The following is a 12,527-nucleotide window of genomic DNA, read 5'->3' on the forward strand; positions in this document are numbered from 1 at the left end:
GTTCCAAACCTTGCCAGCGTTGTTTCAAACAAACTTAAATTTTTGAATTTATTGTGGTCTCAAGCGGAAAACCATACCAGGATTTTCAACTCCTACATATAAATAACCGTCTACACCCATTTTCACATTACGCATACGACCTAAATTAACTAGCACCTTTTCCTGGGAAACAACTTTGTTATTTTTAACGACTACACGGTTCATGTAATTAAAACGTAAAGAGCCAATCATTAGATTTCCTTTCCAAGCTGGATACTTATCACTATCCACAAAGGCTAAACCTGATGGTGCAATGGAAGGAAGATAATAGGTGATAGGTTGTTCCATTCCTTCTTTCTTCGAAATATTCGTGATTGGCTTACCATCATAATTAATTCCATATGAGATTGTTGGCCAACCATAATTCTTACCCGCTTGGATAATGTTGATCTCATCTCCTCCACGTGGACCATGTTCCGTTTCCCAGATGGCTCCGGTATATGGATTCAAGGTTAAACCTTGCGGGTTTCTTTGTCCATAGGAATAAATGCTGTGATGAAATTTAGCTTGGTCTTTTCCTACGAAAGGATTGTCTTTTGGAATACTTCCATCATCATTCAAACGGTGGATTTTACCGTTATCATTATCTGTTTCTTGAGGGAATACTTTTTCCATGCCTCTTTCACCCACACTAAAAAATAGATGTCCTTGTTTATCGAAGGCAATCCGCGATCCAAAGTGATGGAAGGTTTTGGTATAAGGAAGGGATTCGAAAATATCTTGAGATTCAACCCACTCATTATTTTTGATTTTACCTCTAACAATTCCAGTGGCTGTGACTGTTTGACCTCCTTCTGTTTTAAATTTAGAATAAGACATATAAACCCAACCGTTGGAAGCATAGTTGGGATGTAAAACCACATCTAATAATCCACCCTGACCTTTGGCCATCACCGCTGGTGTACCTTTAATGGCTGTTTTATGTTGTTTTTGGTCTACTAAGTACAAAGTACCTGCACGATCAGTAACTAAATAATCTTTGTTAGGTAATTGAGCAAAACCCCATGGACTTTCTAATCCAGTCACAATGGTGTCTAAAACCACTGTCATTCCTTCGGATTTGAAAACATTGGAAGTTGGCTTATTAGCAAATTTATATTGATCTACACTGGCTAATTTCTCCGTAATTAGGTCAGCTAATTTTTCAATGTCTTTAGCACTTAAGGCTGCTTTCCAAGAAGGCATACCTAAATCAGCATATCCATTCGTGATGGATGCGATCAATTCGGGTTTGCTTTTACCATGTTTCCAAGCGCGATCCACAAAGGCATCTACTTTTTCACCATGGCAGCTAGAACAATATTGGGTATAGGTTTTTTCCGTGGATTCATCCACTAAAGCTTTTTTAGGAGCATTGGTTAATGACATGATGCTGATGGATGCCACCGCAATTCCGCCCAAAATACTGAGTCTTTTATACATTGTAGTAAAATTAAAGGGTCAATTTTCTTTTCAATTGTTGCACTAAGCTAAAAATAATTTGTCAAAATTTTATCTAGTTCTATCCGCCTAAAAAAGAGGAACATTTCTATATTTTTTTTACATTAGACTTTCAAACCTATTAAACCATGAAAAAGTTTCTATTGATTTGCCTTGGGCTAATCTCTTGGAGTGTATCTGCGCAAGATTCTTCCAATTCTTGGAACATCATTACATCTCAACAGCCTGCTCAAAAAAGACATGAAAGCTCCATGGTGGAATGTGATGGAAAATTTTATGCTTTAGGAGGAAGAGGAAAAAGACCCATCGAGGAGTTTGATCCAAAAACTTCCAATTGGACCGTTTTGGCAGATGCTCCTATGGAGTTTCATCATTTTCAGGCCATCTCATTTCAACATGAAATCTATGTCATTGGAGCCTTAACAGGAAATTATCCGCACGAAAAACCAATTCCTCAATTTTTGATATTTAATCCCAAAACTAAAACTTGGAGAGAAGGAGCCACGATTCCTGCCAATCGATTGAGAGGTTCTGTCGGGGTGTTTACCCGTGGAAATAAAATTTATTTAGTAGCAGGAATTATGGACGGTCACTATGATGGGCATGTCAAGTGGTTTGATGAATATGATACTAAAACCAATACATGGAAAATACTGCCTGATGCTCCTAGAGCCAGAGATCATTTTCAGGCTGTCATGGTGGGGAAAGATAAGGCCTATGTGGCTGGAGGTAGAACTTCATATGCTAAGATTGGTAAAGTGCTAGATCTATGCATGAAAGAAGTGGACGTCTTTGATTTTAAAAGCAATCAATGGTCAACATTGGCTGAGGGGCTCCCTACTTTACGAGCTGGCACATCTTCCATTGCCAATGGTCCCTACTTAGTGGTTATGAATGGAGAAAGTGTGAAGCAAGTTCCTGCGCACTCGGAAGTGGAAGTGTTAGATACCAGAACAGGGACTTGGTCTAGTCTACCTAATTTATTACAAGGTAGACACGGGACAGGCGTAGTTTATTGGAAAGGAAAAATTTATGTGGTAGCGGGTAGTGCCAATCGGGGCGGAGGCCCAGAACTCAATGAAATGGAGTGTTTATCATGGAGATAATTGAACCTATACACCACTGCCATGAGAATTAAATCCATACGCTTCTTTTTATTTTCTGCTGCTTTAGGGATTTTGGCCTATACAAGTTGGCGATGTACCAGTACCTTGGCCGATGATACACGTATGCCGGATGTCATCGATTATAACTTCCACATCAGACCTATCTTGTCGGATCGATGCTTTAAATGCCACGGACCTGATGCCAATAAGCGTGAGGCAAATTTACGTTTAGATACCCCAGAAGGAGCTTATGCTGCTTTCAAAGATAATGCCAAAGCCCATGCCATCGTTCCAGGTAATCCAGAGGCTTCGGAATTAATGGCTAGAATAACGGCTAAAGATACTTCGCAGCGAATGCCTCCCATGAAATCTAACTTGACATTAAGTCCTCATGAAATTGAACTTTTAGAAAAGTGGATTGAACAAGGTGCTAAATACAAACCTCATTGGGCCTTTATTGCTCCCAAATCTCCAGAAATTCCAGAAGCAGATGCTGCATGGGTTCGAAACCCCATTGATCATTTTACTTATGCTAAAATGAAAGAGAAAGGGCTTAGCCCAAGTGATGAGGCCGACAAAGAGCGTCTTCTAAAACGGGTTTGTTTTGACTTAACTGGCCTTCCTCCTAGTTTGGAAATGCAAGACCGCTTTTTGAAAGATACTAGTCCTAAAGCCTATGAAAAGATAGTTGATGAATTATTAGCCAATAAACATTACGGTGAAAAAATGGCCACCTATTGGTTAGATGTGGCTCGTTATGCAGATTCGCATGGATATCAAGATGATGGATTAAGGACTATGTGGCCTTGGCGAGATTGGGTTATTCATGCTTTTAATTCCAATTATTCATATGCTAAATTTCTGACATGGCAACTGGCAGGGGATTTAATTCCAAATGCCACCAAGGAAATGCTATTAGCCACTGGTTTTAATCGAAACCATAAAATCACGCAAGAGGGTGGGGTTATTGATGAAGAGTATCGGGTGGAATATGTTAATGACCGAACCAGCACTTTTGGTAAAGCATTTTTGGCACTTACGTTTGAGTGTTCTAAATGTCACGACCATAAGTATGATCCCATTTCCCAAAAGGACTATTACAGTACTTTTGCCTTTTTCAACCAAGTGCCAGAAAAAGGACTTTTTGGAACGATTGATGCTTCTTTTGCCGACCCTCCCAATATCAAAATTACTAGCCAAGAAGTGTCTTCTATTTTAAAATTTATCAATAAACGAGATACGGCCGCGGTTGAAGTCATGGTGATGAAGGACTCCAGTAATTGGCGACCAACCTATGTGCTTAACCGAGGAAATTACGATGCCCATGGTGAACCTGTTGGTGTAGGTATACCCAAAAGCATTTTACCTTTTTCGCCGCAAAAATATGGAAAGAACCGTTTAGGCCTAGCCAAATGGTTGGTTGATGATCAAAACCCGCTGACTTCTCGAGTATTTGTCAATCGGGTATGGTTTCAGTTTTTTGGAAGAGGGATAGTTAAAACACTGGGAGACTTTGGTATGCAAGGGGAATTACCCACTCATCCTGAATTATTGGATTGGTTGGCCGTTGATTTTAAGTCGCACCACTGGAATATCAAGCGTTTAGTAAAGCAGATTGTGACATCCGCTACCTATCGGCAATCTTCTAGCATTACATCCGCACATTTAAAAGTGGATCCTGATAATGTTTACTTATCCCATGCGCCACGTTTACGTATTCCAGCGGAAAATGTGCGTGACCATGTATTAGCGAGTGCGGATATTTTAAATCCTGAAATCGGAGGACCAAGTATTAAGCCCTATCAACCCAAAGGGATTTGGGAAGTGGCTTCCTCGGGACGTGGTTCGTTGATGACTTATGTACAAGATCACCAACAAGATTTATACCGTAGAGGCATGTATGTTTTTATCAAACGTACCGTTCCGCCACCTTCCATGTTGATTTTTGATGCCAGTAATCGGGATCAATGTGAAGTACAACGTGGCAGGACCAATACTCCTTTGCAGGCCTTGGTGATGATGAATGATCCTCATGTTTCGGAAAGTTCGAGAGTTTTAGCGTCAACTATGGCCAAGCTGAAACTTCCAGTGGATGAAGTATTGAGTCAGGTCTTTCGGAAAATTGTTTGTAGAACGCCTCAAGCGAAAGAGTTGGCTATTTTGAAGAAATACTTGGAAGCGGAGCAATTGGAATTTCAACGGCAGCCAAAAAAAATCAGGCAATTGATGAAAGTTGGAGAATATCAAAAGAATCAAGCATTGGATAATGCATTTACTGCTGCTTTGATGCAAACGATTCAGATGATTTACAATATGGAAGAAACGTTAATGCGGGTGTAAACCTTTTCATCTATGGAAAACGAGTTTTTTAAAAATAGACTGAATATTACCAGAAGGCACTTTTTGGGGAAAGCCGCTGCGGGAATTGGAGGCCTAGCATTAGGATCACTATTAATTCCCAAAATTTGGAAGGGAGACGGAACGGATGTTTCTTCTAGCCCATTAGGCTTAGCTCAATATGCACCTAAGGCGAAGAGAATCATTTATTTATGTCAAAATGGAGCTCCATCCCAATATGAAACGTTTGATTATAAACCCTTATTGACCAAAATGATGGGTCAGGATTTACCTGAGTCCATTCGTGGAGGGCAACGCTTAACGGGTATGACGGCCAGTCAAACCAAGTTCCCTTTGATGGGTTCTTATTATAACTTCCGTCAACATGGACAATCAGGCGCCTATATCAGTGATTTATTACCCAACATAGCCAAGATTGCGGATGATATTTGCATCGTTCGGACGATGAATACCGATGCGATCAACCATGATCCTGCTCTAACTTTTCTACAAACGGGTGCTCAAGTAGGCAATAGGCCTAGTATGGGAGCTTGGATGAGCTATGGCTTAGGTAGTGAGAATAAAAATTTACCTGCTTTCTGTGTGTTACTTTCTCGAGGCAGGGGAAATGGTCAAGGGGTATATTCCAAACTTTGGACCAATGGTTTTTTGGATTCTACTCATCAGGGTGTGGTGTTTAGTTCCAGTGAAGACCCCATTTTATACTTAAATGATGCCGAAGGAATTGATAAACAAGATCGTCGGAGAATGTTGGATCATTTAGCCGAATTGAATCAATTAGGATTTGATGAAAGCGGAGATCCTGAAATTCAAGCAAAAGTCCAACAGTATGAAATGGCCTACCGAATGCAAACAGCGGTGCCCGAATTGACGGATTTATCCAAAGAGCCAGATCACATCATCAAGATGTATGGCCCAGATTGTTTGGTACCGGGTACTTATGCGGCTAATGCTTTATTGGCTAGGAAGTTATCTGAATCAGGGGTGCGTTTTGTTCAATTATACCATCAAGGTTGGGATTCACATGGAAATTTGCCGAATGAAATGGGTATGCAAGCACAGGATGTAGACCGTGCTTCGGCTGCTTTGATTACAGATTTAAAACAAAGAGGTCTTCTCGATGAAACCTTGGTGATTTGGGGCGGTGAATTTGGTCGGACTAACTATTGTCAAGGTAATTTTACTCCAGATAATTATGGTCGAGATCATCACCCTAGAGCATATAGTATTTTTATGGCAGGCGGAGGTACCAAACCAGGCACCGTATATGGTGAAACAGATGAATTTGGTTACAATGTGGCCAAAGATCCTGTGAATATCCATGATTTTCATGCCACGGTTTTGCACCTGATGGGAATAAACCATGAGCAATTAACTTATAAACATTTGGGAAGAAGATACCGATTAACCGATGTTTCGGGTAATGTTATCCCAGGACTTTTGGCATAAATGGGATGAATAAAGAACAATTATCTTCTTGGTATAGCATCTTGTTAAGTGGCTTAATTTTCCTCCATGCTTTGTTGCTTTTCCTGCTTTTTTGGCAAGACCAAGTGAATTTACCTTGGGTATTTCAAGCCACAGGTCGGCTTCACCCTTTGATTTTACACTTGCCCATAGGAATGGGGGTATTACTTCCTTTTGTTCACCTGCTGCGGAGGCCATTGGGCGAGCATGCATTTTACCTCTCTTTTCGTTTTGTCCTTTACCTAACGGCCTTTGGTTCAGCACTCACGGCCTTATTGGGCTTCTTTTTGTCTCAAGAATCCGGATTCGAACCAGAGCTTTTGGTATTTCACCAATGGGCTGGATTAGCCGTGTCTTGGTTTTATTTTCTTCAATTGGTCCTTTTTGATCGTTTGATGCTCAATCCCCAGCAAGCTTTAATAGCTTCGATATTAGGTGTGATTTTGTTGAGTTTGGCAGGTCATGGCGGAGCCAATATCACACATGGAGAAAATTATTTATCCGAATTGTTGCAAAGAGAAACGGAAGTAAAAGCGCCTACTGGAGAATCGAAATTATTCGAAGGGGCGATCCAACCTATATTGGAGAAAAAGTGTGTTTCCTGTCATAATGATCAAAAGACGAAGGGTCAACTTAATATGAGTTCGGTTGCCAAGATGCTTCAAGGCGGAAAGCACGGTGATCTTTGGAAAGCAGGAGATGTGTCGAATAGCTTATTCTTAAAGCGGGCTCATTTGCCTTTGGAACATAAAGAACATATGCCACCCAAGGGTAAAAGTCAATTGACGTCCAATGAGCTTTTGTTATTAGAAGCTTGGGTGAAGGACGGAGCCTCCATGGATAAAAAAATCAAAGCCTATGCTCCAGCTTCACAGGTTGCCAAATTGGTTTCTACCATATTTGCTTCACCTACCAAATTGGAAATTCCGAAAAGAGAATATCCTTTTTCGGCAGCCAGCGATGCTGATATTGAGGTGGTGAATAGTCCATTTTGTTCTGTTTATCCCATGTCTAGCGATGCACCTGCCTTACAAGCTGATTTTTATGTGGCGAAACGCTTTGAACTAAAGACCCTAGAGAATTTGTCTAAAGTAGCAGACCAAGTAGTAGGAATCAATTTAGCCAAAATGCCTATCAAGGATGAGAACCTGAACATTCTGGCTCAGTTTGGTAATTTAGAAAAGCTGAATTTGAATTTCACTGAGATTCAAGGAGCTAATTTGAAAGCATTGCTAGCCAATAAAAAACTGATATCATTATCGCTTTCTGGTACTAAAATATCAGCCAGTCAATTGCAGCCATTGATTACCCAATTACCTCAATTAAAAGAAGTCTTCCTCTGGAATACGAGTATCCCATTAGAACAAATAGCTAGCTGGAAAAAGACTTATCCTAAGATTCATTGGGAGCAGGGATTTGTGCAAACAGAGGAGAAGTTGATGATTAATCCCCCCATTTTAGTGAATGAGAATTTCTTTCTAGGCCCTCAAGAAAGGGTGAATTTTAAGCATACCATTAAAGGGACTACCATCCATTATACTTTGGATAAAGAGCAAGAACCTGATTCCTTGGGAACATTAATTACTCAAGGACCCATTGATATTCCAGCTTTTACGGTGGTGAAAGCTTTAGCCACTAAACCAGGTTGGTTGGCCAGTAAAGTGGTGAAAAATACGTTTTACAAATATCAATTTGTGCCAGATAGCGTCTATTTATTGACTCAAAATGAAGCTAAATGGCAAGCCAAAGGTGCTAGTACTTTGAAAGATTTGGTTCAAGGGAAAAGAGATATTAGGGGAATAGCCAATGAAACGTGGATCGGATTTCAGCAACAAGATGCCGATGCCTTATTTGAATTTAAACAAGCTAAGGCAGTGAAAGGTGTTACCGTGAGCTATTTGCGAAAACAAGATTCCAATATTTTTCCTCCACTTGAAATAGAAATTTGGGCTGGAAATTCACCCAAAGCATTGAAAAAATTGGCCTCTGTGAAACCTGAACAACCAGAAGAGAATGGAGGATATTCTCCTCAAGCGATCAATATACCATTGCCTGCTGGCAGTTATACTCATTACCGCATGCTGGCTAAACGTATTAAAAGATTCCCAGCCTATGTGAAAGACAAAACTAATCCTGCCATTATTAAGCTGGATGAGGTATTGTTTTACTAAATTGCTTTTAAACCTAAACCTATGACTAACCGAAGAAAATTTGTACAATCCCTAGGCCTGATGACCAGTGCCTTTTCTGCTTCTAGTTTATTTCAGCAAGCCCATGCGGCTGATTTTAATAAGATGTTAGAAACTAAGCAGCATTTGTCGCCAGCTCAATTGGCCGAAGATGAAGATTTTTGGGCCTTTGTACAGCAAGGTTATACCACCAGTCCTAACATCATCAATTTAAATAATGGAGGTGTGAGTCCTAGTCCTCGGATCGTGCAAGAAGCTGTTGAACGTTACAATAAGTTATCGAATGAAGGCCCTTCTTATTTCATGTGGCGGGTTTTGGATCAAGGAAGAGAGCCTTTGCGAGAGAAATTAGCCGAATTGGCTGGTTGTGATAAGGAAGAAATTGCCATCAATCGGAATGCCACGGAAGCGTTGAATACGGTCATTTTTGGTATCGATTTCAAAGCAGGAGATGAAATCATTGGAACCAAGCAAGATTATCCTAATATGATCAATGCATGGCGACAAAGAGCTTTGCGTGACGGGATAGTTTATACCCAGTTGAGCTTCGATTTCCCAATTGAAAACGATGCTCAGATTGTGGATGCATTTGAAAAGGCGATTACTCCGAAAACGAAGTTATTGCACGTTACGCATATCATTAATTGGGTTGGTCAGATTATGCCAGTGGCAAAAATCTGTGCCATGGCGAAAAAGCATGGTATAGAAGTGTTGGTCGATGGTGCCCATACCTTTGGCTTATTGGATTTTAAGATTCCAGATTTAGGTTGTGATTATTTTGGAACCTCACTTCATAAGTTTTTATCAGCTCCTATTGGTTCTGGAATGCTGTGGATTAAAAAAGATAAAATTGAGAAAATTTGGCCTTTGGTATGTAATGATAAACCACGTGGAACTGATATCCGTAAGTTTGAAACCTTAGGCACCAGAAGCTTTCCCATTGAACAAGGCATAGGGGAGGCTATTAATTTTCATAATGCGATTGGTTCTAAAAGAAAAGAAGAGCGTATCCGCTATTTGAAAAACTATTGGACTACACAGGTGAAAGATGTACCTGGAGTAAAGATTCATACCTCTTTTAAATCGGCGTATTCATGTGCCATTGCAGGAGTTAGCATTGATGGCATGACCATTGCCGAGTTAGATAGTGCCTTATTTACGAAATATAAAATCCATACGGTAGGTATTGTCTGGGAAAATATCTCTTGTGTGCGCGTTACTCCGCACGTCTATACCCGACTAAAGGATTTAGACAAAATGGTGCATGCCATTAAAGAGTTAGCAGCCCAAGCAAAAGCCAAGAAATCGTAATTAAAATGGCTTGAATTAGCCCAATATTTATTGATTTTAGCCAATTTATATACCTTTGTGAATTATCTAAACCTAATTATATGACGACCTTACCTAATTTAGATCAAAACAGTTTAAGTTCCAATCGCCTGTATTCATTAGATGCCCTGCGTGGCTTCGATATGTTTTGGATCATGGGTGCCGATGAAGTTTTTCATACCATGTTCAAGGCCACCGATTCACCCTTTTGGGGAGTCTTATCGCATCAATTCTCTCATCCAGAATGGCATGGCTTCCGATTCTATGATCTAATTTTTCCACTTTTCTTATTCATGGCTGGAGTGGCTACGCCCTTTTCATTAGGTAAAGAAATAGAGAAAGGGAAAAACCGAGAGCAACTATTAGTTAAAGTAATCAAACGCGGTCTGATTTTGGCAGCATTGGGAGTGGTTTATAATAATGGATTGGAAATTAAACCTATTGAAGAGATTCGCTTTGGGAGTGTGTTGGCACGTATTGGTCTTGGCTATATGTTTGCTAACATCATTTATTTATATACCAAAAAACCAACGATTCAAGCTATTTGGTTTGGAGGTATTTTAGTCTTTTATTACTTATTGTTGAAGTTTAATTCAGCACCAGGTTTTCCAGCAGGTGATTTAAGCCAAGAGGGGAATTTTGCATCTTATATGGACCGCATCATCATGCCAGGTCGATTATACAAGGGGAACCATGATCCAGAGGGATTAACCTCTACCATTCCAGCTATTTCTACGGGTTTGTTGGGCATCTTAACCGGGAATTATCTGAAAAACGACCCAAGTGATGGTATACAAAAGACGAAGCGTATGGCCATGTTTGGTGCTTTATTTATTGTATTAGCTTTGATTTGGAATATTGATTTCCCTATTAATAAAAACCTTTGGTCTAGTTCTTTTGTCTTAATGGTGGGTGGCATTAGCTTGTTGTTATTGTCCTTGTTTTATTACATCATCGATGTGAAAGGCTATCAAAAATGGTCTTTTTTCTTCCGAATCATTGGAATGAATTCCATCTTGATTTACATGTCAGGGGTCTTTATTGATTGGGAGTATAGCACAGATAGTGTATTCCATTGGTTGGGTCAATTATTGGGAAATCCATTTAATGCCGTAGCTATGGCCATCTGTTATACAGGTATCAAATGGTACTTCTTGTATTTTATGTACCAGAAAAAAGTATTCCTACGGGTCTAAGGTGTATATACGTATAGTTGCTGGTAGGAATTTTAATTGATTTCTGTAAATTGACCATGTATTAAAAATAATTAAATCATTTACCCTCTTCCATTAAAATGAAAAACTTTAAAACAAGTATGAGTCAAATTACCTTGGCAACCTTGGCTCTAGGTATGTTAATGTCGAATAAACCCGCAGCTAAAATGCCTGTGGAGGAGTCGGCAATCAAGGTGCCAGCAGGATTTAGTACTAAGGTTGTTGCCTCAGGTTTGGGTTCAACACGTCATTTGACCGTAGCGAATAATGGTGATATTTATGCCAAATTATCCAAATTTAAAGATGGTAAAGGCATTGTTCATTTGAGAGATACCAATAAGGATGGTGTGGCAGATGAAACGAATTATTTCGGTGATTTTGTGGGTACTGGTATCCAAATTTATAATGGGTTTTTATATGCTTCCTCCAATTCAGGAGTTAATCGTTTTAAGATGAACGATAAATTAGAAGTGGTAGATAAGGAGCATTATGAAAATATTGTCAGTGGTTTAATCGACAAAGGTCGTGACAATGCTAAGCCATTTGTTTTTGACAAACAGTCCAATATGTATGTGACCATTGGTTCTTGGAACGATGCTTGTCGTGTGCCAGGAACAGGTCAAGGCATGGTTCCATGTACTGTTTTGGATTCAGCAGGAGGTATCTGGAAATATAAAGCTGATCAATTAGGCCAGAAATTTCAAGATGGGAAACGTTATATCACGGGATTGAAAAATGCAGTAGGTATTACTTGGAACACCAAGACTAACAGCTTATTTGCTACATCGCATGGTCGTGGATTTTTCCATGATTTTTATCCTCAATATTATACACCCAAACAAAGTGCTGAGATTCCAGCAGAGTGTTTATATGAAATTCATGAAGGTGATGATGGAGGTTGGCCAATCATTTATTATGACCAATTTCAAAATAAGAAAATCTTAGCTCCTGAATATGGTGGAGATGGTAAAAAGACCGCTGGAGAAAAAGCGATAGATCCTAAAGTAGCATTTCCTGCTCACTTAGGTCCAAACGATGTTTTGTTTTATACTGGAAATCAGTTTCCTGCAAAATATAAAAATGGAGCATTTGTAGCCTTTCATGGTCAAAACTCTGAATTGAAAAAGGGTTACTTTGTAGCTTTTGTACCATTTGTGAATAATAAGCCATCAGGTAAATGGGAAATCTTTGCTGATAATTTTTCAGGTATTGATTTGGCGAAACCTACAGGCCCAATTCAACACCGTCCATGTGGCTTAGCGCAAGGTCCAGATGGTTCATTGTATGTAGCTGATGATTTAGGAGGAACAATCTTCAAAATCAGTTATAAAAAATAGTATAATCATCATGTAATTTGACAATGAAATGAGATGGACATACAATAG

The 12,527-nt window shown here is 39.6% G+C and carries 8 protein-coding genes; 7 read left to right on the forward strand and 1 reads right to left on the reverse strand.

Features of this window, described 5'->3' with window-relative positions; translation table 11 throughout:
• Nucleotides 1–48 precede the first annotated feature (48 nt).
• Complete coding sequence (locus HME7025_RS03780; protein WP_109322363.1) at nt 49–1,461, reverse strand: PQQ-dependent sugar dehydrogenase; 1,413 nt, start codon at nt 1,459–1,461, stop codon at nt 49–51.
• Between the two features lie 146 nt (nt 1,462–1,607).
• On the opposite strand from HME7025_RS03780, the gene HME7025_RS03785 reads away from it, so the two are divergent.
• The 7 genes from HME7025_RS03785 (at nt 1,608) to HME7025_RS03815 (ending at nt 12,479) form a co-directional block, all read left to right on the forward strand.
• Entirely contained in the window at nt 1,608–2,585 is a 978-nt protein-coding gene (locus HME7025_RS03785; protein WP_109322364.1) for a Kelch repeat-containing protein, read from the forward strand.
• A 21-nt stretch (nt 2,586–2,606) separates the two neighbouring features.
• Complete coding sequence (locus tag HME7025_RS03790; protein ID WP_109322365.1) at nt 2,607–4,925, forward strand: PSD1 and planctomycete cytochrome C domain-containing protein; 2,319 nt, start codon at nt 2,607–2,609, stop codon at nt 4,923–4,925.
• Nucleotides 4,926–4,937: 12 nt separating this feature from the next.
• Nucleotides 4,938–6,392, forward strand: a complete 1,455-nt coding sequence (locus HME7025_RS03795) for a DUF1501 domain-containing protein (RefSeq protein ID WP_109322366.1) — start codon at nt 4,938–4,940, stop codon at nt 6,390–6,392.
• A gap of 5 nt (nt 6,393–6,397) precedes the next feature.
• Nucleotides 6,398–8,581, forward strand: a complete 2,184-nt coding sequence (locus HME7025_RS03800) for a c-type cytochrome domain-containing protein (protein WP_109322367.1) — start codon at nt 6,398–6,400, stop codon at nt 8,579–8,581.
• Between the two features lie 21 nt (nt 8,582–8,602).
• Nucleotides 8,603–9,910, forward strand: coding sequence for an aminotransferase class V-fold PLP-dependent enzyme (locus HME7025_RS03805; RefSeq protein WP_109322368.1), 1,308 nt, complete (start codon nt 8,603–8,605; stop codon nt 9,908–9,910).
• A gap of 80 nt (nt 9,911–9,990) precedes the next feature.
• Nucleotides 9,991–11,124, forward strand: a complete 1,134-nt coding sequence (locus tag HME7025_RS03810) for an acyltransferase family protein (RefSeq protein ID WP_109322369.1) — start codon at nt 9,991–9,993, stop codon at nt 11,122–11,124.
• Between the two features lie 155 nt (nt 11,125–11,279).
• Nucleotides 11,280–12,479 carry a PQQ-dependent sugar dehydrogenase gene (locus HME7025_RS03815; protein ID WP_226998295.1) on the forward strand — a complete coding sequence of 400 codons (1,200 nt, stop codon included), beginning with the start codon at nt 11,280–11,282 and terminating at the stop codon, nt 12,477–12,479.
• Nucleotides 12,480–12,527: the final 48 nt, after the last annotated feature.

The organism is Aquirufa nivalisilvae (assembly GCF_003143535.1).
In the GTDB taxonomy this organism is placed as follows: domain Bacteria; phylum Bacteroidota; class Bacteroidia; order Cytophagales; family Spirosomataceae; genus Aquirufa; species Aquirufa nivalisilvae.

What these genes read in the sequence shown, in the direction of transcription:
- HME7025_RS03785 (WP_109322364.1), top strand. Translation starts at nt 1,608, where the DNA reads ATGAAAAAGTTTCTATTGATTTGCCTTGGGCTAATCTCTTGGAGTGTA.
- HME7025_RS03790 (WP_109322365.1), top strand. Translation starts at nt 2,607, where the DNA reads ATGAGAATTAAATCCATACGCTTCTTTTTATTTTCTGCTGCTTTAGGG.
- HME7025_RS03800 (WP_109322367.1), top strand. Translation starts at nt 6,398, where the DNA reads ATGAATAAAGAACAATTATCTTCTTGGTATAGCATCTTGTTAAGTGGC.
- HME7025_RS03805 (WP_109322368.1), top strand. Translation starts at nt 8,603, where the DNA reads ATGACTAACCGAAGAAAATTTGTACAATCCCTAGGCCTGATGACCAGT.
- HME7025_RS03795 (WP_109322366.1), top strand. Translation starts at nt 4,938, where the DNA reads ATGGAAAACGAGTTTTTTAAAAATAGACTGAATATTACCAGAAGGCAC.
- HME7025_RS03815 (WP_226998295.1), top strand. Translation starts at nt 11,280, where the DNA reads ATGTTAATGTCGAATAAACCCGCAGCTAAAATGCCTGTGGAGGAGTCG.
- HME7025_RS03780 (WP_109322363.1), bottom strand. Translation starts at nt 1,461, where the DNA reads ATGTATAAAAGACTCAGTATTTTGGGCGGAATTGCGGTGGCATCCATC.
- HME7025_RS03810 (WP_109322369.1), top strand. Translation starts at nt 9,991, where the DNA reads ATGACGACCTTACCTAATTTAGATCAAAACAGTTTAAGTTCCAATCGC.